The organism is Thermostichus sp. MS-CIW-15 (assembly GCF_054060575.1).
This window is the reverse complement of the sequence record NZ_JBSSDI010000024.1, coordinates 18,718-45,466: the sequence shown is the minus strand read 5'-3', so window position 1 is coordinate 45,466 and position 26,749 is coordinate 18,718. Positions and strand designations below refer to the sequence as shown.

Genomic DNA, 26,749 nt, shown 5'->3' with positions numbered 1-26,749 from the left:
GGTGGGACTGCCGCTCTCTGGCTGTGGAGGATCCTGGTTTACCAGTCCGTTGAAGCAGCAACTCCGGGAAGTGATTCTCGGAAGCTCCCGTCTACGGCCCGTCAGGGCTTAGCGGGAGAGGATGTCACTTGGATACGCTCTATGCCTGCGTTAAGCTGCTGGAATACTCTCTTCAGCCGGGGGCCCGTTCGAGTTGCGGATCCCCTTGGTAGCCCCTTAACTCTTGCGGACTATGCTTGAAAACGCCATTGTGCTCATCACCGGCGCCAGCAGCGGCATCGGGGCAGCCTGTGCCACGCTTTTTGCCCGTTCTGGAGCCAAGCTGATCCTGGTGGCCCGCCGTCAGGAGCGGCTACAGGAGCTGGCCGCGGAGTTGCAGCAGGCTTACGGTGCTTCCTCATACTTGCTGACTTTGGATGTGCGAGATAGGGCAGCCGTGCAGCAGGCGTTCCAGTCTTTGCCGCCGGCCTGGGCTGAAATCGACATTTTGATCAACAACGCCGGCCTCAGTCGCGGCTTGGACAAGCTCCACAGCGGGGCTGTGCAAGATTGGGAGGAGATGATCGATACCAACCTCAAGGGCTTGCTGTATGTTACCCGCGCCGTCTTGCCCAGCATGGTGGAGCGGGGCCGGGGCCATGTGGTCAACATCGGCTCCATTGCCGGTCGCCAGACCTACCCCGGCGGCGCCGTCTATTGCGCTTCCAAGGCCGCCGTGCGGGCCATCTCCGAGGGACTGAAGCTGGATCTGCTGGGCACCTCCATTCGCGTCACCGAGATCCAGCCCGGCTTGGTGGAAACCGAGTTCGGCCAAGTGCGCTTCCGCGGCGATCGCGAGCGGGCGGCAGCCGTCTACCGGGGCCTCACCCCCCTGACGGCGATGGATGTGGCCGAGGTGGTGCTGTTTGCCGTTACCCGTCCCCCCCACGTCAACCTGAGCGAAGTCTTGCTGCTGCCCACCGACCAGGCCAGCACGACGATGGTGCATCGTCGCTAGGGATGTGATGCCGTATCCGTCGTTGTTGGGTATTCACTCCCCCATGCCTGGGCGACAATGGCGGCAAAGGGGGTGGGCCCATGGGACTGGAAAGCGGGATCCTCATTGGGTTGGGCATCGGCCTACTCGGCACGCTGATTTTGCTCTGGCAGAGCCGGCGCCGCTTCGGCCGCCAATTGCAACAGTTGGGATCCCTGATGCACCTGGCCCTGCCTCTCAGCTCGCCTGAACAGATGCTCAGCCGGCTCAGCCACCACCTTCGCCAACAAGAACTGGAGTGGGCCCGCCAAAAACGATACCTACAGGACTGGCGGTATCTCAGCCACCACCTGCCCTGGGGATATCTGCGGGTAGACGAGAACAACGTGGTCTGGGAGTGTAACCCTGCCGCCCAGCGTCTGCTGCGCATCAGCCAGTGGCAGCCGGGCATCAAGCTCCTGCTGGAGTGGGTGCGCTCCTACGAGTTGGATCAGCTTATCGAAGCCACCCGCCGCCAGGAAGCTACCGCTCCCATCCAGAGCCGCGAGTGGATCTTCTACCCTTCCGGGGGCGAGGACAAACCGGTGCCGCTGCGGGCTTGGGGGCTGCCCCTGCCCCAGGCCCACGTGGCCATCTTCTTGGAAGACCGCCTAGAGGCAACTCTGCTGGCCCAACAACGGGATCGCTGGGCCTCGGATGTGGCCCACGAGCTGAAGACCCCCCTCACCTCGATTCGCCTGCTAGCGGAAACCCTGCACAGCCGCGTCGATGCCGCGCAAGCAGTTTGGGTGGAACGATTGCTGAACGAGACGCTGCGCCTCAGCCAGTTGGTGCAAGACTTGCTGGAACTGAGCGCCCTCAACCTGGGGGCCGCATCGCGATCCCAATGGCGCTGGGTGGATCTGGCAAGCTTGGTGCGCGAAGCCTGGCAGAGCCTGGAACCGCTGGCCAAGCCCCGCCAGCAGGAACTGGATCTAAGCGGCCCCTCCCAGCTCTATCTCTGGGGAGATGAACAGCGCCTCTACCGCCTCGTCCTTAACCTCTTGGACAACGCCATCAAATATGGCGGAACCGACTCCCCCATTCACGTGGCCCTGTCGGAACAGGAATCGCAAGTGCGGCTGGAGGTGTACGACCATGGCCCTGGCCTGCCGGAGGATCAATTTGAGCTGGTCTTTCAACCCTTTTACCGCACCGACGCGGCGCGGGCCCGCAGCAAAGGCGGCACCGGCCTGGGGCTGGCGATCGTGCGGCAAATCGTGGAACTACACGGGGGTACAATCCGTCTGCGCAATCACCCGCAAGCAGGTGGGCTGTGGGTGCAGGTGGAGCTGCCCCGGAAACACGCCGATGCCCTGTGAAAGCTGCCCAGAAGCGCTCCCATCAACATCACCAAGCCCTTCGACCTGAGAACTGCCCCAGATTTTCCTCCGGCGGGGCTATCCATGTTGGAGGGGATCCCCTAGAATTGGTCTAGGTAATCCTTACAGTTTGTACACTGGGCATTCGGAATGGGCGCAGACTATCATTCCGCTGATTTGTTGTCGGAGCGTGAGCTGCAGGTTCTCGAGTTAATCGCAGCGGGCCTGACCAATCAGGACATTGCAGAGCGCTTAGAGATTAGCAAGCGCACTGTTGACAATCACATCAGCAATATTCTGAGCAAGACGCGAACGTCAAATCGCGTCGCTTTGGTGCGCTGGGCCTTGCAATGGGGAAAAGTTTGCCTAGATCAGGTCAATTGCTGTACGTTGGCCAACGACAAAATTGCTTAGCCACATCTCGGAGACTCTCTCTGCCCCCTCTTTGTTTTGGCAGGCAATTAAATGCAGAGCAGGGCTTTTTTACCTCAAAAGTAGCGAGACATTCGCAAGATGTCATTGGCCGTTGTGGTGAAGCTGTTTGTTACCTGGATCCCTAGTTTCTCCTTTCCTTGCCTATCGTGAGCCTTGCTGAGTTGAAACGCTACGCTGTTCGTTATGATTCCATGCCCCTGATGGTTTATCGAGAGGTGGCTGCCCATCTGGCCTGCATTCCAGGGGTGGAAGCAGAGCTGGAATGCAGAAAAGACTCCATCTTTCGCTACTCCGATAGCCAAATCGAGGCGCTGCAAATTCGCCAAGAGGCCGACGCTGACCCAGAGCAAGTTCAGCGCGTTCTTGACCACTACGGGACATGGCAGTACAGCCCGTTACAGGACTAGCTCTCCTGCATTGCTGAAGAGGGATTACCGGAACGCCAGACCTTTGGGTTGTTTGGTGAGCACTACCACCTCCCCGCAGGGCGATACCGACCCACCTCCCAACTGGAACCGATAACTGGGCAGCCGCTCCAAACCAAGTCGAGACAGACCTTGAGCGCTCTGCGCCGCTAACGAGTTCGCGCTAGCGCATACAGGCCCCTCACCCTTAACCCCTCTCCCAAAAAAGGGAGAGGGATCCGCCGAGCAGCACAACGAACTGTCTTAGCAGGAATTGCCCGTACGACGGGGGTAACTCTGTCGATGGTTCTAGAAGCTCTGAGGCAGAGACTGTTTAGCGAGTTGGCTGACTTTGAGCAGGCAAGTGCAACTTACGAGCCAAACCCAGTCTTGCCAACACCCAAATGACCCAGTAGGTCATGTCAATTTCCCACCAGCGCAAACCTGCTTTCACGCACTTCGGGTCGGCGTGATGGTTGTTGTGCCAGCCTTCACCGTAGGTGAGGAGAGCCGCCCACCAAAGGTTACGGGCATTGTCGTCGCTCTCGAAAGTCCGGTAGCCCCAGAAGTGGCTGGCAGAGTTGATCAACCAGGTGCAGTGCAGCAGCAGCACTGTCCGCACGAAGATGCCGTAGATAACGAACGGCCAACCGCCGAGCAGGTAAAGCACTCCAGCCAGCGGCAGTTGCAGCAGCAGCCCATACTTGTCTAGCCAGCGATAAAAAGGATCCCGAGCCAAATCCGGCGCAAAGGCAGAATACTTCTCACGGTTAAAAAACTCTTCCCGTTGGTAAATGAGCCAGAGCATGTGGCTCCACCAAAAGCCCTTGCGAGCAGAGTAGGGATCCCGCTCTTCGTCTTCAGTAAAAGCGTGATGCTGACGATGGCCGGCCACCCAAAAGATCGGCCCCCCCTGGATGGCGAGAGCACCGAAGGTAGCAAAGACATATTCCAGCCACTTGGGCACTTGGAAGCTGCGATGGCTAAGCAGACGATGATACCCCAGGCAGATGCCCAAGCTGCCGAAGCACCAGTGAAGCAATAGGGCCACCCCCAAGGCTGGCCAGGAAAAGCAAACGATGCCGCCCACTAAAGCGAGGGCGTGAAAAACAACGAAAAAAAGAACAAATTCCCAGGCAAACCGAAAAGACTTTTGGGGCTCAGGCTGAGCTAGCGAAGCAAAACGGTTGGGATTGTCCAGCGATTGGGTGGGAAGGGAAACGGCCATGAACCAGCAAAACCTCAGAAAAGGAGTAAGGGCAGCGCAGGATCAAATACCTCCTCGCAAAGTTGCTTCTCATGCATAGGCCACCGCATCCCTGGCTTAGCTTACAACGAGCTCATGTCCCTGAAAGGCAAGCCGGGATCCCCAAAGGCCTGGCCAAGCAAGCTTCAGCAGTGAGAGCCGCTATGAGAGAGCAGAAAGGCAGCAGGTTTGATCTCGCCTGAGGCTAAGCTTAACGATATTTCACCTCAAATGCAAGTGCTGCTTGCAGATTGCCACTACCTTGAGCGCCTTCTCTTGACTCCTTACCCCATCACCTACCATGGCACGTCCTTCTTCCCGGCAAAGGCTGCTGAACGCGGCTCGAGACCTCTTCGTCCGCCAGGGCATCACTCAGACCACCACCCGTCAAATTGCAGACTTGGCCGGCGTTCATGAAGTAACCCTGTTTCGTCACTTTGGCAGCAAGCAGGGGCTGCTCCTGGCTGTATTTGCTGAGCTGGGAGTTTTCTCCGGCATTGCCGACTTACCCCTCCCAGCAGACCCCACTACCTTCCGGGGCTCTGAGCTACAAGCCATTCTCCTCCGCTATGTCCAAACCTGCTTCCAAGCTCTAGCTAATAACCCTGAGCTGGTGCGCTCGTTGGTGGGAGAAGCAGGCTTCTACTCCGAGGAGCATCGCCGCGCCTTGAGAGCAGGCTTCCTGCAGGCCCAAGAGCAGCTAGCCCACTACCTCCAGCAGCTCCCTAGCCCGGAGCTACAAGCCGTCGACTCTGGGTGCCTTCACGCAGCTGCTGGAGTTCTCCATCTGATGATTTTGGGGACGGCTGTATTAGCCGTTACCGCTGGCTTGCCTGCTGGCGACGGCGACCAGCCCTCCTCCGACCCAGCGGACAAGGGCACTTATGACAACAACAGCAGCACTCCCCCTCTCCTCTACGCCTGCGTAAAGCTGTGGATGGCAGCCTTGAGGGGCATGAAGGAAACCTAGTGCAAAAGACTCTCTCGGGGTTGGAAGGAGGCAATCCCAAAAAAAGAAGAAGAGATGAGGAGGTTGTAAGCCGGGTTCTGTAGTGGGGTGCTCCAAGGAGCAGCCCGCACTGGCGGTCATCTCTCTGGGAGTGATGTTGCCATCACCCTCTAGCGGCTCACCACCACCGAGACCACCCTCCCCCAACCGCTTGGCTGAGTACCGTGACCTCGGTGCAGCCGACAGGGGCGAAGAACAGCCATAGTCCTGCGGCTGCGGCCTTGCTTTCCACCGGGGTTTACCGAGCCAGCGCCTCACGACGCTGCTGGTGGGCTCTTACCCCACCTTTGCACCCTTACCTGTGCTGGGATCCCAGCCATCGGCGGTATGTTTCTGTGGCACTATCCTCGCGGTTTCCCGCACTGGGCTTTCCCCAGCGGTGTGTTCTTCTGAAAGCCCGGACTTTCCTCATCCTGCTGCCTGGTGGCGGCAGCGAGGACGCGACCGCCTGCCCCTCCTATCTCTTCATTTCAATCCTAGCGCATCCCCCCAGCGCAGAAAATCTCTCTGCGCCTAGGCTCCGCGTTGCTGGCCAGCCGGCCTGCAAAGCTGACCCCGCTGTTCCTGCTCCGCAGGGACTCCATCCCCCTAGGTCTACGTTCCTGGTCGAGGAAAGCGCTGCATCAGCTCTTGGACAGCCTCGGCATGGTAGGAGCTGCGGGTAAGCGGGGAGGACACCACCTGCAAAAAGCCCAACTCTTCCCCCACCTGTCGCCAGTGGTCAAACTCCTCTGGGGGCACGTAGCGCTCCACCGGCAGGTGTTTGGGGCTGGGAGGAAGGTATTGGCCAAGAGTGAGGATGTCGCAGCCTACCCGGCGTAGATCTTGCATTATCTGCAAAATCTCCTCGGCGGTCTCTCCCAAGCCCAGCATCACCCCCGACTTGGTGTAGAGGCCGGGATCCCATTGCCGCGCCAGTTCCAAAAGCCGCAGGGAACGCTCGTAGTTCCCCTGGGGGCGCACTCGCCGGTAGAGGCGGGGCACGGTTTCCGTGTTGTGGTTGAGCACCGTCGGGCGGGCGGCGAGAATTTGCTCCAAGGCCTGCCAGTTGCCGCACAGATCTGGGATCAAGACCTCGATGGTTGTCTGGGGCATGCGGCAGCGGATTTCGGTAATGCAAGCAACAAACTGGCTGGCTCCCCCATCGGGGAGGTCGTCCCGATTCACCGAGGTAATCACCGCATGGCGTAGCCCTAGCCGTTGCACCGCTGTGGCCACCCGCAGCGGCTCAGTGGGATCCAAAGGCGGAGGCCGTTTGGTGAAGTCGATATCGCAGTAGGGGCAGGCGCGGGTACAGGCCGGGCCCATGATTAAAAAGGTGGCGGTGCCGTTGGCAAAGCACTCCCCTAGGTTGGGACAGGAAGCCTCCTCGCAAACGGTATTCAGGCCCAAGTCCCGCAGCAGTTGCTGGACGGATCCGGCCCGCTGGGGGGCTTTGGCCCGCAGCCAGGGAGGTTTGCCGCTAGGCGAAGAAACAGCGCTCAATGAAACCCTCCAACCAGAAATGGCGGCAAGCGTATCTCTCAGCTTAGCCTGTCATTATTGCCCAGCCGAGACCGGGCTCGGTGGCCAAAGCCCGAAAAAGGATAGCTCAGTAGCCCCGCCCTTAAAGGCGAAGCAAACTTTAGCTGCTCGCCAATGGTATAGTTGTCACCGAGGCGTACCGTTCTCAGGCGAGCCCCTAGTCACGGTGAAAAACCCAACCGGTGGCAAGCGTCCGGGAAAGGCCAACGTCTCAGCCAACCTGCCCAGACAAGCCAGCAGAACCTTGGGGCCTTGCCTCAAGGAACTGTCTAGAGGCATCTTGACAGCGCCTTGACGAGAATCCCCCGCCTTTAGGCGGTGGGCGTGTCAAGGCATACTGGAAAGCGAATGTCGAGCGATAGGGATCCCCACATGGTTGTTGCTGCTCCTCCCTCTCTGGAACAACTTGCCATCAACACGATTCGTTTTTTGGCGGTGGATGCTGTTCAGAAAGCCAACTCGGGTCACCCCGGCCTGCCAATGGGGGCAGCACCCATGGCCTATGTGCTTTGGCAGCAGTTCCTGAAGTTCAATCCCCGCAACCCCAAATGGGTGGATCGGGATCGCTTTGTCCTCTCGGCAGGCCACGGCTGCATGCTGCAGTATGCTCTGCTGCACCTGACCGGCTTTGATGTGAGCCTAGAGGACATCAAGCAGTTTCGCCAGTGGGGATCCAAAACCCCCGGCCACCCGGAAAACTTTGAAACCCCCGGTGTGGAGGTAACCACCGGACCGCTGGGGCAGGGGGTGGGCAACGCCGTTGGGCTGGCCATTGCCGAGGCCCACTTGGCCGCCCGTTTCAACAAGCCCGGTCACACCATTGTAGATCACTACACTTATGTGATCTTGGGCGACGGCTGCAACATGGAGGGGGTGGCCTCGGAAGCGGCCTCGCTGGCCGGCCACCTCAAGCTGGGCAAGCTGATCATGCTCTACGACAGCAACCACATCTCCATCGACGGCAGCACGGAAATTGCCTTTACCGAAGATGTGGGCAAGCGCTACGAGGCCTACGGGTGGCATGTGCAAAAAGTGGAAGATGGCAACCACGACCTGAAGGGAATTGCCGCCGCTATCCAGAAAGCTAAAGAAGTTACCGACAAGCCTTCCTTGATCATTGTCGAGACCACCATCGGCTACGGATCCCCCAACAAAGCCGGCACGGAGAGCGTCCACGGGGCGCCGCTGGGGCCAGAGGAGGTGAAACTCACCAAACAAAATCTGGGCTGGCCGCTGGAGCCGGAGTTCTACATTCCCGACGAGGTGCTGGCCCACTTCCGCCAGGCCATCGATAAGGGGGCCAAGGCCGAGGCGGAGTGGAACGAGCGCTTTGCCGCCTACGAGAAGGCCTACCCGGAAGAGGCCGCCGAATTCAAGCGCATCATGGCCGGGGAGCTGCCCGCAGGCTGGAAAGAAGCGTTGGCTCCCATTGCCGAAACCGGCAAAGAATCCACCCGCAACCTCTCCAAGTTTTGTCTCAATGCTTTGGCCAAGGCGGTGCCAGAGCTGCTGGGCGGATCCGCCGATCTGGCCCACTCCAACATGACCTATTTAAAGGGGATCCCGGAGTTCCAGGCCGGCTCCTATCATGGGCGCAACTTCCGCTTTGGCGTACGGGAACACGGTATGGGGGCGATTGCCAACGGCATAGCCCTGCACGGCGGCCTCATTCCCTACGACGCCACCTTCTTGGTCTTCAGCGACTACATGCGGCCGGCCATTCGCCTGTCGGCCCTCTCGCGGGCGCGGGTGCTCCATATTATGACCCACGACTCCATTGCCCTGGGAGAAGACGGCCCCACCCACCAGCCCATTGAGACGCTGGCTTCCCTGCGGGCCATCCCCAACCTCTACGTCATCCGCCCCGCTGATGCCCGCGAGACGGTGGGAGCCTACCAAGTAGCCCTTGAGTCCACCTCCACCCCTTCGGTGCTGGTGTTTACCCGGCAGGCGGTTAACCCCGTGGAAGGCACCTCCATTGAGGGGGTGGCCAAGGGGGCCTATGTAGTGGTGGATACTCCCAACCCAGAACTGATCCTAATCGCCACCGGCTCAGAGCTGGAGCTGGCGGTGAAGGCCGCTGCCCAACTGCAGCAGGAAGGCCGGGCGGTACGGGTGGTCTCCATGCCCTGCATGGAGCTATTTGAGGCCCAGCCCCAGAGCTACCGCGACGAGGTCTTGCCCCCCAAGGTCACCAAGCGCGTCTCCGTCGAGGCGGGATCCACCTTTGGCTGGCACAAGTACCTGGGCTTTGAGGGGGTGGCCATCGGCATCGACCGCTTCGGCGCTTCTGCCCCCGGCCCCGTGTGCATGGAGAAGTTCGGCTTCACAGTGGAGAATGTGCTCAATACCGCGCGCCGTCTCCTAAGCTAAGGTTTCTGCTCCTCCGGCCTAAACCCAGCAGGGATCCCTTCTCTGCTGGGTCTTTTTTGCTGCCCAATGGTGGCACAACTTGACAAGACTTAGCGAAGGCTGACAACTTGTTCAGCAGGACTTGCAAAACATTGCAGTTGTTTCAAACAAGGTTAAGACCCTTGCCCCCTCCCCCCCACCTCCTTTCCCCTTGTGGGAGAGGGGAGCGAGAAAGTTGTTTCATAGTTTCATAACTTTGTTTAAAACGACCCCAGATCCGCTTTCCTCTGGAAAGCTAACCCTTTCCACCCCCGCCTTGAAGGGAAAACGTTGGCTTCTGGCGACATGCTGATGTTCCTGGAGCAACTGAGGATCTGACAGCTCGGCCTACTGCAGGAAGCCCGCCAGCAAAATCACCGCTCCCCCCACGACGGCCAAAATCGTCAGTACCCGGCCTGCGTTGGCACTGCCCTTCCAGGAGTAGTTTTTCTCCGGTTTTTCCAGTTTTTCTGGCATAGCCATGCCTCTTTATGCCCCGTTAACTCTAATTTAACCTTCTCCCCCGGAATTTCTGCCGTGCGGTGCTGCGGTAGCTGGAAGGGGAGCTTGCTGAGGCGTACCCTTGAAAAAACAGCGACCACCTGGCCCGGCCAGCCCTTTTTGGGAACAATACAAGCAGGCAAGGAAGGGGATCCCAATTTCAAGGCGCATTCTGAGGCAGAGGCATGAGGTACGCGAAAGGAAGCAAAAGACTCGGCTTGATCATGGTCGCTTTGTCAGCCTGGGTGGGTGGACACCGTGCTGTCGCTCAGCCTGCCTTTCGGACAGTGCCGCTGCCTCGCCTGCCGGTGGGTGTGGATCAATTGGTCTTCGATCGCCCGGTGGCCCGCTTCAACCCCAACCTGCCTGCTGAGCTGGTGATCCACAATCGCACCGGCCTGCCTCTGGAATACGGCTTTACCGATCCGCGCCAGAAGGTGTCGGAACTTCCGCCGGGAGAAACGCTGCGTCTGAGCAACCTGCCGATCCCCAACTGCATGGCCATCAACACGCCGATGTTGTCCCCAGTGGGCTACCGGGTGAGCGTGGATCCCTTGAATGTAATCACCGTAGAGGTGCGCCTGGTCAACGATGTCTCCGGCGACCATTGTCTCGATTTACAAGAGACAGGCGCTATTTTCGTGAATTGATGCCAGCTTGAACGGGCAAAAGATAGCCTTTGGGATCCCGACCGGGTTCTAAACTTTGCGAAGATGAACGCCGCATCCCCCTATATCCCCCCGTACACGGGGGGACTGGGGGGCGGGGGGATCCGGGAACGTAGCCACCGACCGCCGCGCAGCAAAACCGAGCGTCGGCGGTCCAATAGTTGGGCGTTCTATCAACTGAGGCAGTTTGTGCACTACAAGGCAGCGAGAGCAGGGATCCAGGTTGTGGTGGTGCCACCTGCCTACAGCTCGCAGACCTGCCACCAGTGTTTTTGGATTGAGCAACGGGAAGGGAAGCATTTTCGTTGTGTGAACCCGCTCTGTGGTTGGGAAGGGGATGCAGATTTTAACGGTGCCAACGGGATTGCACTTTTGGGGGTTGCTGTAAACCAGCCCCCCTACATCCCCCCGCATGCGGGGGGATGTAGGGGGGCCCGTGGTTGGCTTGCCAACTGCAGGGCTACCAAAAGCCCGCTTCGTACCCCCCTCAATCCCCCCGCCCCCCTGCCCCCGTATACGGGGGTTGGGGGCTGGAAGGGGGGCGGTCGGAGCCGGGTAGTTTACATGGCAGTCAACCTTACTCGAATCTGACGTTGGAGCTGGGTCTGTTGGAGAGCCAACCCGAGGTTTAGGCGTATCGACAGCAATCGACCCCTATGACAGGATGCAAACAGGATGTCCAGGTCGATGTTCTTGTAGACTTTGCTCTGCCTTTGAGCTACTCGCCTGTAACCTAACTGAAGTGTCCTTTACTTTTACTTTTTTTGGATGGTCTCATGAGCGATAACTTGTATTCTTGGTTTCCCCGTGCCTTGGTGATGGGCGCTGCGGTGGTGGGGTTGTCGGGCCTGCCGGCAAGGGCTCAACAAATTACGGATCCCAGCCCGGCTCAAGCGGCCACCAATGTGGAGCCCACCTCGCCAATCTCGGCTTCTTTTCGCAGCCAAGATGGGGTCAGCGTGCGTCCGGAGACGGTGCGGGTTTTTGTGGATGGCAAAGATGTTACTGCCGAGTCGGTGATTACCCGGGATTTCTTCACCTACCGTCCCTCGCAGCCGCTACCGCCGGGACGGCGGGAAGTCCTGCTGGAGTTCACCAATACCCAGGGGGTGACCCGCCGCGTGACCTGGAGCTTCACCGTGGGTAACCCCGTCCGCGCCTCTATCGACCTGGTGGATCACAACGCCGGCAATCGCCCCTTGGCGGCGGGCGAGATCCTGCTGGTAACCGTCAAAGGCACTCCTTCCAGCCGGGTAACCGTTTACCTTGTCCAGGACGGGCGGCAGGTGCAAACCCTGCCGGCTCAGGAAGTTTCCAGCGGCACCTATGTGGTCAACGCCCTGATCGAGCCAAAAGATGCCACCCGCGAAGGGATCGTCATCGCTCGCCTGGAAAACGGCGGCCAGGTGCGCTTTATGACCGCAGAACAGCCCGCCCGCCTGATCGAGGGGGCCGCCGGTGGTATCCAGCGGCTCGCCACCCAAGAGGTTGCCGCGACGATCAGCCTCTCCAGCCTGCTGCCCCAGATCACCAACCTGCGCGATGGGGATCGGGTTTCCGGCTCTTCCTTTACGCTGCAGGGCACGACGGCTCCCAACGCTTCGGTGCGGGTGAATGTAACGGCTTCGACCTCGCTGGGGGGCATCATCAGCGCCCAACAGACGGTGACCAACCAAACTGTGCAAGCCGATGCCCAGGGCCGCTTCACTGTTACGGTGCGGCCGCCCATTCCGGCCTCCGGCACGGTGTATCAGATCAATCTCACGGCCACTTCCGGCAACCAAACCAGCCCGACGGTAACCTTGCGCCTCACCCAGCAGTAGCCTGTCCCCTTGGCTGGACTGAGAGTGTCGCCCTGCCGGCCTGGCAGTGGCGCCCAAGCTCCCCTCTCCCAGAGGGAGAGGGGCTGGGGGTGAGGGTCAATGGAAAGGCGGCTGAGAGATTTTTGGATTCTCAGAGTTTGCAGTTGGCGGGGATCCCTGGCGGTCTTGAGCGCGGGTTGGGGAGAGAGAAGACCGCTGTTGCCAGCGCCACAGGATCCCGGCCATGACCAGGGCGGGCGAGACGATCATGGCCAGGATCACCGGCAGGGTCTCCGGCAAGGCCAAGTAGGGGCCGCCATATTTGATGGCCGCGCTGATCCCGGCAGCGGCCACCATCAATTGCAGGGCAAACCAGAGGGTTTTGGGTTTCATGGTTGGCTGGGATCCCCTACCATGGCCGTGAGGATGCCGGCAACGCTCTCCAGATCTTCCGGTACTCGGTACAAAGTCAAGTCTTGTCGGATTGTCCGCGGATCCCCAAGGATCTGCCCGAACTGCCAGATAGATCCAATGGTAACAGCGCCGTAGATCTGCGCTTGCGGCTCCACCTGGGCCAGGGCGATCATCTCCACCGCCATTTGGACAAAAGCCCGCGTCAGATCGTCCTTTTTGGCTTCAACCACCAGCAGGATGTTCTTGCCCCGCAAGAGATAATCAAGGCTGCCCTTGAGCCAATTGTTGACCATCAGGGGATATTCCAGCCGCAAAGGAACTCGACAGTGAAGAGCCACTTCCGTCAGCACAGGGGCCACCAGCAGCTCTCGGCGGGCTGTCTCGCTGGTGAGGCTGACCAAAGGCAACAATTGTCGGATCCGGTTTTTCAGAGCTGGGGTTTGGGGTGGGGCAGGGGCAACGGGCCATGTCCACTCTCCTATCTCCAGACGGTAGCTAAACTGAGCCAGGATTTCCTCTGGCTCGTAGGGCATCTCAAAATAAGAGCGAAAAGTATAGGATTCGTCTTCCTTGAGAAGAGAGAGGTTCAGCATTGGTTACGACAAAAGCCCTGCTCAATCTGGCACAGCCAGAGCGGCAGCAATCCGCTCTTTGAGGGTAGCCACCACTTCCTCAATGGGAATTTCTACCGCTTGGCCGGTGGCCCGCTCGGCCAATTCCACCTTGCCTTGCTTAAGGCTGCGCCCGGTGGTAAGGCGGTAAGGGATCCCGATGAGATCCGCATCTTTGAACTTGACGCCGGCCCGCTCGTCCCGGTCGTCCCAGAGGGTCTCGATGCCGGCAGCAGCCAGTTCCTGCACCAATTTTTCCGCCACCTTCGTCTGCTCTGGGTCGGAGACGTTGGGCACCACCACCACCACGTGATAAGGGGCGATCGCCACCGGCCAGATGATCCCATTGGCATCGTGGGACTGTTCCACCGCCGCCTGGGCCAGGCGCGATACCCCAATGCCGTAGCAGCCCATCCACAGGGGCTGCTCGGATCCCTGCTCGTCGGTAAAGCTGGCCCGCATCGGCAGCGAAAACTTGAGGCCCAACTGGAAAATATGGCCGATCTCAATGCCGCGGGCGGTTTCCAGAATCTGGTCGGGGTTGAGCAGACAGCGATCCCCGGCTTGCGCTTTGCGCACGTCCACCACCTCCGGCAGGGGGTACTGCTCGCCCCAGTTGGCCCCCACTACGTGCCGCCCCACCTGGTTGCTGCCGGTTACAAAGTTTTTCAGCAGGGCTGCCGTCTGGTCGGCCAGGCGCAGGATCTGAGGGGCCAGGTTTTTCTGCCGGCCCAGGCAGCTATCCGGCAGGTCGGGCGCGATGTAGCCCACGGGGATCGGATCCCCTTGCCAGCTTTTTTGGATCTCCGCATCCGCCAAGGTGAGCTTGAGCAACTTGTTGGCTTGGTAGCGCTCCGCCAGACGGTTGAGGTGGTTGGCCAGCTTCACCTCATTGACTTCTTGATCGCCGCGGATGCTCAGCAGCACCACCACCCGTAGGCCGTTGTCGTAAAGGGCTTGGTAGAGGACGTTTTTGACAATCAGAGTGGGGGAGATCTTCAAGAAATTGGCCAGCTTCTCGATGGTTTCCGTTCCCGGCGTGTCCAGAACCTGGAAGGTGGTGTAGGGGGAGTCTGCTGCTGGCGGCGGAAGGGAGACGGCCTTCTCCACATTGGCGGCATAGGAGCCATCAGGAGTGTAGAGGATCTCGTCTTCTCCGGCAGAGGCCAACACCATAAACTCCTGCGAGGCTGCCGATGGCCCCCCGATGGCGCCGGCGTCGGCCTCCACCACGCGGAACTCCAGCCCGCAGCGGCGCAGGATGCGGCCGTAGGCCCGGTACATGTCCTGGTAGGTCTGGCGCAGGCTCTCTTCGTTGGCGTGGAAGGAGTAGGCGTCTTTCATGAGGAATTCCCGCCCGCGCAGCAGGCCAAAGCGGGGTCGAATCTCGTCGCGGAACTTGGTCTGGATTTGATAGAGAATTTGCGGCAACTGGCGATAGGAGCGAATGAGATCCCGGGCCAGCAGGGTAATCACCTCTTCGTGGGTAGGGCCCAGGGCCTGCTCGCGCCCCTGTCGGTCTTTGAGGGCGAACATGATCCCTTCCGCTTGGGTGTACACGTCCCAGCGGCCCGACTCCCGCCAGATCTCGGCTGGCTGCAACTGGGGCAGCAGACACTCCTGAGCGCCGATGGCGTTCATCTCCTCCCGGACGATGTCCGAGATCTTTTGCAAAACCCGCCAGAGGAGCGGCAAATAGGTGTAGATCCCCGGGGAGAGCCGCCGGATAAAGCCGCCCCGCAGCAGCAGCTTGTGGCTGATCAGTTCTGCTTCGGCAGGATCCTCCCGCAGGGTTACAAACAACATCTGACTCAATCTCTGGCTCCGTTGCATCCCTCCCCTCCACTTAGCAACTGCTTCCGTTGTTCTGGAGCAAATCCTCCCTCCTAGATCCCCTGGACTGGGATCCCTGCGACGCTAGGCCACCCAAATTAACTAGGCAGGAGCCAGCGTCCGCCGCTTGGTAACCATCTGGTAGACCTCGATAAGGTCCCCTTCTTGCCAGGCATCGAACTTCTCGATGCCGATCCCGCACTCGAAACCGGCAGTTACCTCCCGCACGTCGTCCTTGAAGCGTCTGAGAGAGTCGAGGCGCCCCTCGTAGACTACCTCTCCTTTGCGGCGAACCCGCACCAAGGCGTTGCGCTGCACCTTGCCGGAGAGCACGTAGCTGCCGGCAACCGCACCGCGGCTGATGGGGATGACTTTGCGCACTTCCGCCTGGCCCAGCGGCTCCTCCACCTCCTCCGGCTCCAGCAGGCCCTCCATCGCTGCCCGCAGATCGTCCAGCAAGTTGTAGATGATGTCGTATTCGCGCACATCCACCCCCTTGTCGTCAGCAGCCTGCCGCGCGCCGGGGGCGAAGCTGGTGTTGAAACCCAGAATAATGGCGTCGCTGGCTGCTGCCAGATCCACGTCAGTCTCGGTGATCTCCCCAGGAGCTGCTAGAAGCACTCGCAAGCGCACTTCTTCTTGCGGCAGATCCTGCAGCGCCGTCTGGATGGCCTCGGCGGATCCCTGCACGTCCGTCTTGATGATCAAGTTCAACTCCTTGAGCTGGCCTTCCTGGGCCTTGGCAGAGATGCTGCCCAAACTCACCCGCCGCGACAGCAGCGCCTGTTGCAGACGGGCTTGCCGCAGGGCTTCCGCTCGCTCCTCGGCAATCCGCCGGGCTTCTTTCTCGTCGGCGTACACCTGGAACTCATCCCCCGCTGCGGGCACCTCCTCCAGGCCCAACAGTTGCACCGCCGAAGAGGGCCCCGCTTCCTGCAGCCGTTGGCCGCGGTCGTCCATCATCGCCTTGACCCGGCCCAAGACGGCGCCGGCCACCAGGGTATCGCCCACCCGCAGGGTACCGTTTTGCACCAACAGAGTAGCCACCGGGCCGCGAGCCTTGTCCAGGTGGGCTTCGATCACGGTGCCGCGGGCAGGCCGGTTGGGGTTGGCCTGCAGCTCCGCCACATCGGCCACCAACAGGATCATCTCCAGCAGCGCGTCCAGGTTGCGGCGAGTGAGGGCGCTCACCTCCACCATGGGCGTGTCGCCGCTCCACTCCTCCGGCAACAGGCCGTGCTCTGCCAACTGCTGCTTGACGCGCTCCGGCTGGCTGCCGGGCTTGTCGATCTTGTTGATGGCCACGATGATCGGCACCTGGGCTGCGCGAGCGTGGCTGAGGGCCTCCAGCGTCTGCGGCTGCACCCCGTCGTCGGCAGCCACCACCAAAACGGCAATGTCGGTGACGCGGGCGCCGCGAGCGCGCATGGCGGTAAAGGCCTGGTGGCCGGGAGTATCCAGGAAAACAATGCGCCGCTTCTGGCCTTCGAAGTCCACGTCCACGTGGTAAGCGCCGATGCGCTGGGTGATCCCGCCGGCTTCTCGCTGGGCCACATTGGTGTGGCGGATGGCATCGAGCAGAGTGGTTTTGCCGTGATCCACGTGGCCCATGATGGTCACCACCGGCGGACGTGGCACCAGATGGTCGATGTCCTCCAGATCGAGGATCTCGGTTTTCTTGGCTTTGGGCTCTGCCTCGGGCCGACGTACTTCGTAGCCCAACTCTTTGGCCACCGACTCGGCCAGCGACTCGTCCAAAACCTGGTTGATGGTCACCCTCACTCCTTTAAAGAAGAGGGTTTTGATGATCTCGGTTTCGGCTACCCGCAGGCGGCGGGCCAATTCTTGCACGGTGAGGCTGCCCTCCAGGAGCAATACCTTCTCTTCTGGCAAGGATTCTGCTGCGGCCTCAGGAGCAGTAGCTTCGGCGGAGGCCGAGGGCCGCTGGGGGCGCTCAGCAGCCGGGCGAGGGCGAGCTGCTGCCGCGGGCGGACGATAGGAGGGGGGCTTGGCGGTGGGGCGCGCCAAGGGTTTGAGCGCGTTCAGCTCCGCCTGCTTGACGCTGGAGAGGACGGTCAAGGGATCCAAATCCAGAACGTCTCCGTCTCCTTCCTCTCTTCTGCGGCTGCGTTTGCGCTTGGCCTGGGTGCGGCCGGCCCGTCGTTCGAGGGCTTGTAGTTCCTCGTCCTCTTCTTCCACCGTCTTGCGCTTGAGTTTGGGCGCAGCAGGCCGCACGGGAGCTTCGGCCAACACCGGCGTGGGGCGTTCCTCAGGGATCCCTTCTGGCAAGCGAGGGGAAGCATCCGGCTCAGGGGGAAGAGGCTTAGCCACAGGACGGGTAGGAGGCCCTACCAATTCCAGCCGCCGCTGCGGACGAGGAGCCTCGTCAGCTTTGCCGCTGTCGGAGCTCTCTTCCTTCTTGGCCACCGGCGAGCGCGGCTCGGGACGAGTGCCAGGGCGGACAGGCGCGCCCACCAATTGCGGACGCGGGCGCTGTTCAGCTTGAGGGAGAGAAACCTTTTCCTCGACAGGAGGAGAGGTACGAGCGCCGCTGGGGGAGGGCGCCTCCGCAAGGCCAGGGCGACGGGATTCAGGGGCCCGTTGCGGCGGCTCGGGCCCAGAGGCGGCTCGTCGAGGGGGGGGGAGCACTGTCGGTCGCTTGGCCGCCGGAGCAGGGCTAGGTTCGGGGCTGCCGGCTTTGGCGGCAGCCTCAGGGCGAGTAGAAGCAGCTGCCGGCTGCGGCTCCTGGGCAGCCGGGCGCGCAGGCGGATCGACTTGCCGCCGCGGCGGGCCTATCAATTCGAGGCTGCCACCGGCAGCCCCTTTTTCAGAGGAGAGCTGGTCGGGTCGCTGCGGCGAAGGCTTGGAAGAACTGGCCTCACCAGCAGCAGCTTGCTGCTGAGCAGGAGCGGGCCGGCGAATGCCGACAATGTGCTGAGGGCGCTCACTTGCTTTGGCTTCGACGGGAGGCTGCGGTTGAGAGCTCTCAGGTTGCAGCTTGGGCCGGAGCCGGGGACGAGTCGGTTTCACAACGCGAGGTTCACTCAGTTTGCTGCGCACCAACTCGGCTTGCTCTGGAGAAATGGTGCTGCTATGGCTTTTGAAAGGGATCCCCAACTGCTCACAAACCTCCAGCACCTCGCGATTGTCACATCCCATTTCGCGGGCAATCTCGTAAAGTCGGACTTTATCGGTCATTCGTCTGCTAGCCTCTGCTCCTTGCTCCTTGTCAGTTTTACAACCCAAGTTAATACAATCCAAATCGCCAGATGGGACTGAACCTGTTGGGTGTGTGGCCACTTCCTTCGGCACAGCGAGAGCATCTCGGCGATCCTCCAAGAGCGCGGACTGGAGGGAATCCAAGTCCGAAGCTACTTTGGAAACATCCGCAGGGGACATAAAGCTAGGACAACCGGGGAAGAAACCAACATCAACAGTGCTTTTTAGAATAACCTTTCTGCGGCTCATACAGGTTGGCCGCAGCCAGTCCTCATTCTGACAGTTGAGAGGGGCTGCCGTGTAGTTCGCGACTGGATGAACCTGAAAAGGTGTTTCAATATCTTAACTTGGCCAATTCTGGAGCTGCCTAGGTTTTGTCTAAAGCGCTTGCCCCCGGGGCTGATGTTTCCGGGGGGCTCTGGGCCTCAGAATCGCGCAGCAGTTGCTGCTCCAGCAGTTGCCACAGCGAGTCGGGCACTGCTGCCTTGAGGGCTCTGCTCATCTGGTGCTTACGCCGGGCCGCCCGCAGACATTCGAGGCGGCAACAGAGGTAGGCAGAACGCCCCATGCCCTGATCCAAAAGCACCTGGTGAGTGTCGTATTGCCTAACCAGCCGCCACAACTGGGAGCGGGGAAACAGTTGGCGACAGCCGACACAGCGACGTAGCGGATCTGCCCCTGCCAAAAGACGCCATCTCGCTGAAGCACGGGAACTAGTCCAGTCTACTCCAAATGGGGCAGCCGCGACCTGAGAAACTCAAAGAAACGCTCCACCAAGTAGGGATCCCGCCAGCCCTTGGTCGTTTCTTGCCGCAGGATGTCCATGGCCTCCTGGACAGTGAAGGCTCGCTTGTAGGGCCGCTCCGAGGTAAGGGCGTCGTAGATGTCGACAATCTGAAAGACGCGGGCCACCAGGGGGATTGCTTCTCCCTTAAGGCCGTCGGGATAGCCGCTGCCGTCCCAGCGCTCGTGGTGGTGGCGGATAAGGGGCAGCACATCCCTCATGGTGCGCAAGGGGCGGCAGATTTCCTCTCCAATTAGGACGTGGGATTTCATCACCTCCCACTCTTCCGGCGTGTGCTTGCCCGTTTTGCCCAAGATGGCGTCGGGTATGCCCACTTTGCCGATGTCGTGCAGGTAACCTCCCCAGGTCAGCACCTTGATCAGGGGACGGGGTAGCTGGAGAAACTCGCCAAAGCTCTTGGCCAGGGCTGCCAGCCGCTCGCAGTGATCCCCGGTGGTCGGATCCCGGCTTTCTACACTGCGGGCAATGGCAAATAAAACCTGGGCGGCATGATCCAAGTCTTCATTGAGATGCTTCTGGCGAACGAGGGAGCGCACCCGCGCCAGCAACTCGGACTCGTCAAAGGGCTTGCTCAAGAAGTCGTCTGCCCCCGCCTCAATCCCGCGCAGGCGATTTTTGCGGTCGCTGGCCGCTGCAATCAACACCACCGGGATCAGGCGTGTCTCTTCATCAGCCTTGATGCGCCGACAGACCTCGAATCCGTCCAACCCCGGCATCATCACATCCAACAGGACCAGATCCGGCTGCAAGCTTGGCAGCATCTGCAGGGCTTGCTGGCCGTTTTCCGCCTCGCTGACGCGATAACCAATGCTCTCCAACAGATCCCCCAGCAACAGGCGACTGTGGGGCTGATCGTCCACGATGAGGAGATGGCCCGCCGGCTCCTGCTCTCCAAAAGGTGCTATCTCAGGGATCCCAACCCTCACGGGCCTCTCAGCTTGGGCGGATTGCATCTTGGTAGAGACTACTCCTAGCTCACCGCTTCCACCGTAATTTCAGCTCCCAATTGCAAGCATCCGCCTTTCCACTGAACTTGCCAGGGCCTCAAGCCGCCGCCAATCCCTTAAAACACGGGTAAATAAGGGGATTTTTTCTGTCGCAATTCCCTCGCTAGGGATCCCATTCCTCGGCCACAATGGGGATAATGGAGGTAGTCTTGGCTACGTTTTTGGCACCCGTTTTGACTTTACCATGCCGTCTTTTTCCTCTGAGTCTCTGCAGGAGCAGGTGCGCCGCATCGATGACCAGCTTTCCCGCCGATCCCTGGAGCTAGACCCGGCAGGCTACTTTGTCATCTATGTGGATCGGCAGCAGCAGCTCATTTGCGCTAAGTACTACAGCACTGTGATCAACGAGCGGGGGCTGGCCACCGACCCGGAGACTGGAGCGGTGATCCCCGCGCGGGGGCCGGTCAATCGCTCCCCGCAGCGGGTGTACGTTGGCCGGACGGCCAAAGAGTTGTGCGTCCAGATTTTTGAAAAAGAAAGCGAAAAGGTCGTCTCTCAGCTCAGCCACGCCGCCTACCTGGGGCGGGAGTTTCAGAAGGCAGAGGCGGCCCTGCTCTCTGGCGAAGAGTACGTGCAGGACTAAGACCAAGCTCGCTGCAGGAGGCCAGCCTATGGCAGAATCGAGCTAGCTTGCCGTGACCAAGATCACTGCAGGGCAAGCTCGGCCATGGACGACAAGGTTAAGCCGGGAGCCATTCTGCGGGGACGCTACGAAATCCTCGGCCTTCTGGGGCAAGGAGGGTTTGGGGTTACCTACAAGGCGGTGGATCGCGACACTTTCAACACTCCCTGCGTGGTCAAGCGCCTGCGCCCGCTCTCGACGGATCCCTACACCCTGGCCACGGCGCGCAAGCTGTTGGAACGGGAGGCCAAGGTTCTCAACCGGCTCAACAACTACGACCGGGTACCTCGCCTCTTGGCCCACTTCGAGCAGGATCAGGAGTTCTATTTAGTCGAGGAGTTCATTGCCGGGCACGACCTCACCCACGAGCTGGTAGACGGCAAGCCGCTCAGCGAGCCAGAGGTCGTGCAACTCCTGTGGGAAGTTCTCGAGATCCTGCGCCATGTCCACGCCCACCAGATCCTGCACCGGGACATCAAGCCGGCCAACCTGATGCGCCGCGACTTCGACGGCAAGTTGGTGTTGATTGACTTTGGGGCGGTGAAGGAGGTGGGGAGATTGGTTAGCCACGCCCCCGGTCAAACCCAGGTGGCGACGGTAATCGGCTCGGTGGGCTACATAGCCCCAGAACAGCTTGGCGGCAAGCCCCAACCCTGCAGCGATATCTACTCGGTGGGGGTGCTGGCCATCCAAGCGTTGACTGGCCGTCCCCCCACCAAGATCCGGGACGATCCCCGCACCGGCCAGCTGCTTTGGCGGGATCTGGTGCCGGTTAGCAAGGAGCTGGCGGAGATTTTGGATCGCATGGTCTGTCCCCGCTGGCAGGAGCGCTTTCAATCGGCGGCTGAGGTAATGGAGGCGCTGCGGCCTCTCCTGCCTACCCCCCCCGAAGGTGTAGCGCCTGCTCTCTCCCAGCTTTCGGTGGATCAACTCTTGGCGATGCGCTTGGTAACCCGCGGCCAGGAAAAAGCTCGCCAAGGGGATCTGCAGGGAGCAATTGCCGACTACACCCTGGCCATTCAACTGGATCCCCAGAATGGCCGCGCCCACAGCCAGCGGGGCAGCGTCCGCTACAAAACTGGCGACTGGGCAGGAGCGGTGGAAGATTTCACCCGCGCCATCCAACTGGGGGGAGGAGATGCCCGCACCTATTTCAACCGCGGCATCGCTCGCTATCGGCTGGGGAACTATGAGGAAGCAGTTGCTGATTACACGCACGCCCTCCGTCTCGACCCTCACTGGGCCCTGGCCTACTACAGCCGCGGCAATGCCTACCGGCAGCTCGATCAGCCGCAGCAAGCCATCGAGGACTATTCCCGCGCCCTTGAGCTCAACCCCGAGGAAGTACGGGCCTACTTTAACCGCGGCGTAGTGCGCGGCCAGTTGGGAGATGCGCAAGGGGCTGTAGCCGATTTTTCCGAGGTCCTCCGACGGGATCCCCAAGATACGGAAGCTTATTTCAACCGGGGCGTAGCACGGGCGCAGTTGCTGGACTTTCAGGGAGCCATTGAGGACTATACCCAGGCGCTGCAGTTGGATCCCGGCCACCCCAAGGCCTGTTACCGCCGCGGTCTAGCCCGGCAGGCGTTGGGGGATCTGCAAGGGGCCATTACTGATTTTTCCCAGGCCATTGCGCTGAGGGCTACGCAGGGGGAGGAGCCTTCGGGAGCCGTGGCGGCAGCTCAAGCGGAGCTCTATCTGCAGCGGGCTGTGGCCTACCTGAGCAACAACGCCCTGGAGGCAGCGCTGGCTGACTGCGAACAGGCGCTCCGCCTTAATCCTGCCCTGGCGCTAGCCCATTTCTACCGGGGGCTGGCCCGCCAGGGGTTGGGGGATCCGGCAGGCGCTTTGGCCGACTTCAACCGCGCCCTGGAGTTGGATCCCCGGCTGGCCAAGGCCTACCTCAAGCGTGGGATTGCCCATCTGGAGCTGGGTCACCTGGAAGCGGCTCTGGCAGACTTGAATCAGGCCATTGCTTTAGATGCCAGCGATGTCGGCGCCCGCAGCAGCCGCGGGCAGGTTCACCGGCTTTTGGGGGATCCCTTGGCGGCCCTGCAGGACTACACGGCTGCCCTGGAGCGGGATCCCCGCAACCCGCAGCTCTACTTCGACCGCGGCCAGATCTACTTTGAGCAAGAAGATTGGGCAGCAGCCTGTGAGGATTTCTCCCAGGCGCTGCAGTGGGCAGGCCAGCCGGGGGGCCCCCATGGGCTGGATCTGATGGCTCGTATCCACTTGTACCGGGGCATGGCGCGGCAGCGGCTGGAAGACTGGCAGGGAGCGCTGGCCGATTTCACGGCCTTGATCCAAGAGCAGCCGCAGGCTTCCCAGGGATTTGCCCTGCGGGCAGCGGTACACCTAGTCTTGGGAGACGAGGAGGCAGCGTTGGCTGATCTCGACCGGGCCATAGGCTGCAACCGCGACTGGGGGCTGGCGGATGCGGCGCTGGCCTACCGGCAGCGGGGGGATCTCCACCGCCAGGCCAACCGGCTGCAGCAGGCCATTGCCGACTACACCCAGGTCCTGGCCTTGAACCCGCAGGAGCGCCACGCCCTCCTCTGGCGGGCTCTCCTTTGGGATCAGGCGGGGGAAATAGAGAGGGCCCTGGCCGATTACACCCAGCTCCTGCAACTGGAGCCAGATCCGCAGACGCGCCTCTGGGCCTTGAACAACCGCGGCTGGGCCTACGCCCAACAGGGAGATTTTGCGGCAGCTATCCGCGACTACACGCAGGTTCTCGAACGGGATCCCAGCCACATCAAAGCCCACTGCAACCGTGCCCTAGCCCGCGCTGCCGTTGGTGACTGGCAAGGAGCCTGTCAGGACTTCCAAACTGCTCTCCAGTTGCAAGGATACGAGGGTCGCCTTTGGGAAGAAGAGACTCACTCCCTAGGCAGCTCTTAGCGATCCTCTACCCTGAGCCTAACTTGCTCCCGTCGCTCCTCGAAGTCGCTCACCAGCAGCCTTACCTTGAGCTGCCATTCTCCCGCTAAGGGCAAGAGGACATCTTCCACCTCAAACTGGCCAGGTTCTCTTGGCAGCGCCTGGCGGCGCAGAGGCGGGATCCCACGTGCGGGGAGGTCAAACTCCAGGCTCAGCTCCTGGGCGGGGATCCCCTTAACTTCCACTTGGATGCGGTTGTTGCCAGGGCGGCAGGGCAGGATCTGCAGGCGGAGGCTGCCTTCCGGCCAGCTCAATGTCTCTTGGCAAGCCGGTCCCGCTCCTTGGCCAGGAGGGGCTTGGGCCACCAGAAAGCTGGTCAAGGCCAGCACCAGAACTAGCCCCACCAACTCCAGGCGGACAATTTGGCGCAGGGATCGGCCCGCCGACCAAACCCCCTCTCGCAACGCCGGCAGCAGCCGCAACTTGTTGTGGGCGCCCAAACCCACGATCATCAGCACCAGCAACAGCTTCGCCCAGAGGTACTGCCCGTAGGGGTGCTCCCAGTCCCAGCCGCGGTGGATCCCGCCCATCCCCACTCCCGCCAGCACCAGCCCCGGCACAGCCCAGGTGGCCACATCGGAAAATCGTTGGATGACACCTGCCGATTGGGAAGTCCATTCAAGGACTCCGTCCCGCTGGCGCAATCGGCTCAACAGGCGCTCCACCCCCCACAGCCCCCCCAACCAAAAAGCCGAGCCGGCCAGGTGCAGCCCCAAGAGGGCCATCGTCCCTGCTGGATACTCGCTGGTGAGGGCATGGCCGATGGGCAAAAACGACCCTATCACCGCCACCGACCCCAGGCCGTTGGCCCAGCGGGGCCCGCCCTCGCAGGCCCAGATCAGGATCCCCAGCCCCACCAGCCGCAGCCCTGTGCCCCATCCGTAGGGAGAGATGAGCACGCTCAGCAGCTCTGGCCCGGCAAAGTGGGGGTAGAGCTGGGCCAAATGCAAACCCAAAGCCACCAGCGTCAGGCTGAGGGTGAGCCAGGCGGCAGCAAAAGCCCAGGCCTCAGCAGAGAGCTCTATTTCATCGGCAGTGCCCGACCGCCCCCGCACCAGCCGCCACCAGCCCAGCACGCCGACAACAAACAGGCTGCCCAGGTAGATCCCCCAGCGCACCCCCACCAGCGGCCAATAGAAGGGATCCCCCGCTTGGGCTGCCCTCGCCGCTCGCAACAGCTCCGGATCCGCCGCCCCCACCAGGAAGACAAACGAGCCCCCTACCGGATGAGAGTCGGCAGAGATGGCCCGCCAACTGACGATGTAAACCCCCTCCGGCATCTCCGCAGGCAAATCTCCCTGGGGCGCGTTGCCGCTGCTAACCAAGTTTTCCAGGGGCAGCACCTGGCCGTTGCTGTCCAGCACCTGGAGCTGCGTGAGCTGCACGGGTTCATTGAAGACCAGCCGCACCTGCGCCGGGGCTTCCTGCAGCATCGCCCCATCTTCGGGAAAGGTGGAGAGCAAGCTGGCGTGGGCAAAAACGGGTCGGATCCCGCCCACCCACAGCAGGGCGCACAAGAGACCCACCCGAATCCAGAAGAGGATAGACATCATCCCAACGGCAAACCCGGCTAGCGAGCGCCATGCCCGTGGCTGTGTCCATGCCCGTGGCCGTGGGTCTCTCCTTTGCCCGTCAGCTTCAGCAGGGGTGCTGGCTCCGGCAAGCTATGGGGATCCTCCCCCGGCTGCGCCACCTGGATCCAGCGGTACATGCCTTGCTCACATTCCTGGATAACCGGGATGGGGAGGGTCTCGCCGGGGCGATCCGGCAACCTGAGAAGGATACTGAACTCATCCATAAACTCATCCGGCAGCGAGCCGCCGCTCCAGATCACCTCGGCCACCGTTTCGGTGATCATCTTCCCGTGGGACTCGTAAGGTTTGTCCAGCGGCTTTTTCACCGTCTCAATTTTCCACAGGGGATGCACCATCGGCTTCACCGAGGTCGCCCCTTCCGGGATCTGCACCCGCAGGCGAATGGTGGGGGATCCATCGCAGCCATGGGGCACGCGGAAGGTGAGCTTGGCAACGCTGCCCGCCGGGGCCTCTTTGGGATGGACGGTTACATGGGCCCAAGCAGAAGCAAGGGGCAAAACGCTCATCCCCAGCGCAAGCAGAGATTCCTTGGCCAAGGCCAAGTAACTTTGCAAACTGAACATTGCAAACGCTCCTTAACAACGCTAGGTGGAAAGAGAACCAGGCAGGGTCTGGCTGGCAAAACCTATGGATGGTGATGGGATCCGTGGGATTCGGTTACGCTCATGCTGTGCTGACCCCAACTGGAGAGGCCCATGGACACCAGGCCGGCGCTGGCCAGGCCCATCGACACCAGCCCAAAAGAGAGGGCGCCCATCGCCACCAGGCCAATGGAGAGAATGCCGTGGGTCACCACGCCTATGGCCACCACCCCGTGGGCGGAGATGCCGACGGCCACCAAACCATGCGCCCCCACACCAACCGACAAGATTTTGCGGCGGGATCCCTGTGCTCCACAGCCCTGCTCCTGCGGCACCGGGGCGACAGAATTTTTCGGAGCCAAGGTCAGATCTTGAGTCCTCTCCTGAGCCATCAGCCTTTGCTCCAGTTGTGCTCAGCCCGGTCGAGAACATAGGCGGCCACGGCTTCGATTTCTTCTGGTTTGAGGAGCTTGCCAAAAGCGGGCATGGCCCCTTTGCCGTTGCGCACCTGGGCTTGGATCAGCTCAGGGGTATCCACGTGGTACTCGTGCAGGGCAGCCAGGGAAAGGTTTTTCGCCGCCACCAGAGTGTTGCGACCGTTCAAGTGACAGCCCACACACTTGGCCTGAAAGACCTTGGCACCCAAAGCCAAATCCGGTTCCGCAGAAGCCACCTGCGGGCCCCAGAAGACGGCGGCGCCGACCAGCAAAAGGAGCAAGAAAAACTTGATGATCCGCATTTTCCTCTCAACAATCTGCAAAAAACCGCTCATGGAAAAATCCAGCTTTTGAAGCTAGACCAT

23 protein-coding genes, 1 other RNA gene and 1 pseudogene are annotated in these 26,749 nt (G+C 61.1%); 11 read left to right on the top strand and 14 right to left on the bottom strand.

Going from position 1 to position 26,749, the window contains the following annotated elements:
* The first annotated feature begins 232 nt into the window (after positions 1–232).
* From ACVW0R_RS09755 to ACVW0R_RS09740, 4 genes are all read left to right on the top strand, one after another.
* Positions 233–997 carry an SDR family oxidoreductase gene (locus ACVW0R_RS09755; protein ID WP_457501993.1) on the top strand — a complete coding sequence of 255 codons (765 nt, stop codon included), beginning with the start codon at positions 233–235 and terminating at the stop codon, positions 995–997.
* Positions 998–1,077: 80 nt separating this feature from the next.
* On the top strand, positions 1,078–2,337 hold the full coding sequence (locus ACVW0R_RS09750) for a sensor histidine kinase (protein WP_011431152.1): 1,260 nt from the start codon (positions 1,078–1,080) through the stop codon (positions 2,335–2,337).
* Positions 2,338–2,487: 150 nt separating this feature from the next.
* Positions 2,488–2,751: a photosynthetic electron transport-dependent transcriptional regulator PedR gene (pedR, locus tag ACVW0R_RS09745; protein WP_011431151.1), complete on the top strand. Its 264-nt coding sequence runs from the start codon at positions 2,488–2,490 to the stop codon at positions 2,749–2,751.
* Positions 2,752–2,933: 182 nt separating this feature from the next.
* Positions 2,934–3,179 carry a hypothetical protein gene (locus ACVW0R_RS09740; RefSeq protein WP_240527823.1) on the top strand — a complete coding sequence of 82 codons (246 nt, stop codon included), beginning with the start codon at positions 2,934–2,936 and terminating at the stop codon, positions 3,177–3,179.
* Positions 3,180–3,510: 331 nt separating this feature from the next.
* Here ACVW0R_RS09740 and ACVW0R_RS09735 read toward each other — a convergent pair whose 3' ends face one another.
* The gene (locus ACVW0R_RS09735) at positions 3,511–4,404 is read right to left on the bottom strand and encodes an acyl-CoA desaturase (protein ID WP_011431149.1); all 894 of its coding nucleotides are present in this window, start codon (positions 4,402–4,404) and stop codon (positions 3,511–3,513) included.
* A gap of 319 nt (positions 4,405–4,723) precedes the next feature.
* Here ACVW0R_RS09735 and ACVW0R_RS09730 point away from each other — a divergent pair, with 319 nt between their 5' ends.
* A complete protein-coding gene (locus tag ACVW0R_RS09730) occupies positions 4,724–5,392 on the top strand; it encodes a TetR/AcrR family transcriptional regulator (protein ID WP_099812859.1) in 669 nt (222 codons plus the stop codon).
* A gap of 50 nt (positions 5,393–5,442) precedes the next feature.
* On the opposite strand, the gene rnpB is transcribed toward ACVW0R_RS09730, so the two are convergent.
* Both rnpB and lipA read right to left on the bottom strand, forming a co-directional pair.
* Positions 5,443–5,891, bottom strand: an RNA gene (gene rnpB, locus ACVW0R_RS09725) — RNase P RNA component class A.
* A 134-nt stretch (positions 5,892–6,025) separates the two neighbouring features.
* Positions 6,026–6,916 carry a lipoyl synthase gene (lipA, locus tag ACVW0R_RS09720; RefSeq protein WP_011431147.1) on the bottom strand — a complete coding sequence of 297 codons (891 nt, stop codon included), beginning with the start codon at positions 6,914–6,916 and terminating at the stop codon, positions 6,026–6,028.
* A gap of 411 nt (positions 6,917–7,327) precedes the next feature.
* On the opposite strand from lipA, the gene tkt reads away from it, so the two are divergent.
* Complete coding sequence (tkt, locus tag ACVW0R_RS09715; protein ID WP_011431146.1) at positions 7,328–9,328, top strand: transketolase; 2,001 nt, start codon at positions 7,328–7,330, stop codon at positions 9,326–9,328.
* Between the two features lie 366 nt (positions 9,329–9,694).
* On the opposite strand, the gene ACVW0R_RS09710 is transcribed toward tkt, so the two are convergent.
* The gene (locus ACVW0R_RS09710) at positions 9,695–9,829 is read right to left on the bottom strand and encodes a hypothetical protein (RefSeq protein ID WP_255322487.1); all 135 of its coding nucleotides are present in this window, start codon (positions 9,827–9,829) and stop codon (positions 9,695–9,697) included.
* Between the two features lie 242 nt (positions 9,830–10,071).
* Between ACVW0R_RS09710 and ACVW0R_RS09705 the strand changes: the two genes are divergently transcribed.
* The 3 genes and pseudogenes from ACVW0R_RS09705 to ACVW0R_RS09695 all read left to right on the top strand — a co-directional run bounded on the left by ACVW0R_RS09705 (position 10,072) and on the right by ACVW0R_RS09695 (position 12,338).
* On the top strand, positions 10,072–10,497 hold the full coding sequence (locus ACVW0R_RS09705) for a hypothetical protein (RefSeq protein ID WP_187147158.1): 426 nt from the start codon (positions 10,072–10,074) through the stop codon (positions 10,495–10,497).
* 117 nt (positions 10,498–10,614) lie between these two features.
* Positions 10,615–10,998, top strand: a pseudogene (locus tag ACVW0R_RS09700) (zinc ribbon domain-containing protein); the annotation flags it as partial.
* Between the two features lie 293 nt (positions 10,999–11,291).
* Positions 11,292–12,338 carry a hypothetical protein gene (locus tag ACVW0R_RS09695; protein WP_228375300.1) on the top strand — a complete coding sequence of 349 codons (1,047 nt, stop codon included), beginning with the start codon at positions 11,292–11,294 and terminating at the stop codon, positions 12,336–12,338.
* Between the two features lie 96 nt (positions 12,339–12,434).
* On the opposite strand, the gene ACVW0R_RS09690 is transcribed toward ACVW0R_RS09695, so the two are convergent.
* From ACVW0R_RS09690 to ACVW0R_RS09665, 6 genes are all read right to left on the bottom strand, one after another.
* On the bottom strand, positions 12,435–12,710 hold the full coding sequence (locus ACVW0R_RS09690; RefSeq protein WP_011431141.1) for a hypothetical protein: 276 nt from the start codon (positions 12,708–12,710) through the stop codon (positions 12,435–12,437).
* Positions 12,707–13,324, bottom strand: a complete 618-nt coding sequence (locus ACVW0R_RS09685; protein ID WP_099812861.1) for a hypothetical protein — start codon at positions 13,322–13,324, stop codon at positions 12,707–12,709. The genes ACVW0R_RS09690 and ACVW0R_RS09685 overlap by 4 nt, the downstream gene beginning before the upstream one ends.
* A gap of 21 nt (positions 13,325–13,345) precedes the next feature.
* A complete protein-coding gene (locus ACVW0R_RS09680; protein WP_099812862.1) occupies positions 13,346–15,175 on the bottom strand; it encodes a proline--tRNA ligase in 1,830 nt (609 codons plus the stop codon).
* A 102-nt stretch (positions 15,176–15,277) separates the two neighbouring features.
* On the bottom strand, positions 15,278–18,373 hold the full coding sequence (gene infB / locus ACVW0R_RS09675; RefSeq protein ID WP_457501992.1) for a translation initiation factor IF-2: 3,096 nt from the start codon (positions 18,371–18,373) through the stop codon (positions 15,278–15,280).
* A 388-nt stretch (positions 18,374–18,761) separates the two neighbouring features.
* The gene (locus ACVW0R_RS09670) at positions 18,762–19,079 is read right to left on the bottom strand and encodes a YlxR family protein (protein WP_457501991.1); all 318 of its coding nucleotides are present in this window, start codon (positions 19,077–19,079) and stop codon (positions 18,762–18,764) included.
* A gap of 38 nt (positions 19,080–19,117) precedes the next feature.
* Positions 19,118–20,152, bottom strand: a complete 1,035-nt coding sequence (locus ACVW0R_RS09665; RefSeq protein ID WP_099812865.1) for an HD-GYP domain-containing protein — start codon at positions 20,150–20,152, stop codon at positions 19,118–19,120.
* A 238-nt stretch (positions 20,153–20,390) separates the two neighbouring features.
* Between ACVW0R_RS09665 and ACVW0R_RS09660 the strand changes: the two genes are divergently transcribed.
* Positions 20,391–20,789, top strand: a complete 399-nt coding sequence (locus tag ACVW0R_RS09660) for a DUF4346 domain-containing protein (RefSeq protein WP_099812866.1) — start codon at positions 20,391–20,393, stop codon at positions 20,787–20,789.
* 84 nt (positions 20,790–20,873) lie between these two features.
* Positions 20,874–23,732, top strand: coding sequence for a tetratricopeptide repeat protein (locus tag ACVW0R_RS09655; RefSeq protein ID WP_457501990.1), 2,859 nt, complete (start codon positions 20,874–20,876; stop codon positions 23,730–23,732).
* Here ACVW0R_RS09655 and ACVW0R_RS09650 read toward each other — a convergent pair.
* From ACVW0R_RS09650 to ACVW0R_RS09635, 4 genes are all read right to left on the bottom strand, one after another.
* Positions 23,729–25,324, bottom strand: coding sequence for a copper resistance CopC/CopD family protein (locus ACVW0R_RS09650; RefSeq protein WP_099883679.1), 1,596 nt, complete (start codon positions 25,322–25,324; stop codon positions 23,729–23,731). The genes ACVW0R_RS09655 and ACVW0R_RS09650 overlap by 4 nt on opposite strands.
* A gap of 17 nt (positions 25,325–25,341) precedes the next feature.
* Positions 25,342–25,929, bottom strand: a complete 588-nt coding sequence (locus ACVW0R_RS09645; protein ID WP_457501989.1) for a YcnI family protein — start codon at positions 25,927–25,929, stop codon at positions 25,342–25,344.
* A 62-nt stretch (positions 25,930–25,991) separates the two neighbouring features.
* The gene (locus ACVW0R_RS09640) at positions 25,992–26,339 is read right to left on the bottom strand and encodes a hypothetical protein (protein WP_099812870.1); all 348 of its coding nucleotides are present in this window, start codon (positions 26,337–26,339) and stop codon (positions 25,992–25,994) included.
* Positions 26,339–26,686, bottom strand: coding sequence for a c-type cytochrome (locus ACVW0R_RS09635; protein ID WP_011431130.1), 348 nt, complete (start codon positions 26,684–26,686; stop codon positions 26,339–26,341). The genes ACVW0R_RS09640 and ACVW0R_RS09635 overlap by 1 nt, the downstream gene beginning before the upstream one ends.
* Positions 26,687–26,749 lie beyond the last annotated feature (63 nt).

Excerpts from the sequence above, each read along its gene's own strand:
- ACVW0R_RS09755 (WP_457501993.1), top strand. The coding sequence starts at position 233 with ATGCTTGAAAACGCCATTGTGCTCATCACCGGCGCCAGCAGCGGCATC.
- ACVW0R_RS09750 (WP_011431152.1), top strand. The coding sequence starts at position 1,078 with ATGGGACTGGAAAGCGGGATCCTCATTGGGTTGGGCATCGGCCTACTC.
- pedR (WP_011431151.1), top strand. The coding sequence starts at position 2,488 with ATGGGCGCAGACTATCATTCCGCTGATTTGTTGTCGGAGCGTGAGCTG.
- ACVW0R_RS09735 (WP_011431149.1), bottom strand. The coding sequence starts at position 4,404 with ATGGCCGTTTCCCTTCCCACCCAATCGCTGGACAATCCCAACCGTTTT.
- ACVW0R_RS09730 (WP_099812859.1), top strand. The coding sequence starts at position 4,724 with ATGGCACGTCCTTCTTCCCGGCAAAGGCTGCTGAACGCGGCTCGAGAC.
- tkt (WP_011431146.1), top strand. The coding sequence starts at position 7,328 with ATGGTTGTTGCTGCTCCTCCCTCTCTGGAACAACTTGCCATCAACACG.
- ACVW0R_RS09710 (WP_255322487.1), bottom strand. The coding sequence starts at position 9,829 with ATGGCTATGCCAGAAAAACTGGAAAAACCGGAGAAAAACTACTCCTGG.
- ACVW0R_RS09705 (WP_187147158.1), top strand. The coding sequence starts at position 10,072 with ATGGTCGCTTTGTCAGCCTGGGTGGGTGGACACCGTGCTGTCGCTCAG.
- ACVW0R_RS09695 (WP_228375300.1), top strand. The coding sequence starts at position 11,292 with ATGAGCGATAACTTGTATTCTTGGTTTCCCCGTGCCTTGGTGATGGGC.
- ACVW0R_RS09690 (WP_011431141.1), bottom strand. The coding sequence starts at position 12,710 with ATGAAACCCAAAACCCTCTGGTTTGCCCTGCAATTGATGGTGGCCGCT.
- ACVW0R_RS09685 (WP_099812861.1), bottom strand. The coding sequence starts at position 13,324 with ATGCTGAACCTCTCTCTTCTCAAGGAAGACGAATCCTATACTTTTCGC.
- ACVW0R_RS09680 (WP_099812862.1), bottom strand. The coding sequence starts at position 15,175 with ATGCAACGGAGCCAGAGATTGAGTCAGATGTTGTTTGTAACCCTGCGG.
- infB (WP_457501992.1), bottom strand. The coding sequence starts at position 18,373 with ATGACCGATAAAGTCCGACTTTACGAGATTGCCCGCGAAATGGGATGT.
- ACVW0R_RS09665 (WP_099812865.1), bottom strand. The coding sequence starts at position 20,152 with ATGCAATCCGCCCAAGCTGAGAGGCCCGTGAGGGTTGGGATCCCTGAG.
- ACVW0R_RS09660 (WP_099812866.1), top strand. The coding sequence starts at position 20,391 with ATGCCGTCTTTTTCCTCTGAGTCTCTGCAGGAGCAGGTGCGCCGCATC.
- ACVW0R_RS09655 (WP_457501990.1), top strand. The coding sequence starts at position 20,874 with ATGGACGACAAGGTTAAGCCGGGAGCCATTCTGCGGGGACGCTACGAA.
- ACVW0R_RS09650 (WP_099883679.1), bottom strand. The coding sequence starts at position 25,324 with ATGATGTCTATCCTCTTCTGGATTCGGGTGGGTCTCTTGTGCGCCCTG.
- ACVW0R_RS09645 (WP_457501989.1), bottom strand. The coding sequence starts at position 25,929 with ATGTTCAGTTTGCAAAGTTACTTGGCCTTGGCCAAGGAATCTCTGCTT.
- ACVW0R_RS09640 (WP_099812870.1), bottom strand. The coding sequence starts at position 26,339 with ATGGCTCAGGAGAGGACTCAAGATCTGACCTTGGCTCCGAAAAATTCT.
- ACVW0R_RS09635 (WP_011431130.1), bottom strand. The coding sequence starts at position 26,686 with ATGCGGATCATCAAGTTTTTCTTGCTCCTTTTGCTGGTCGGCGCCGCC.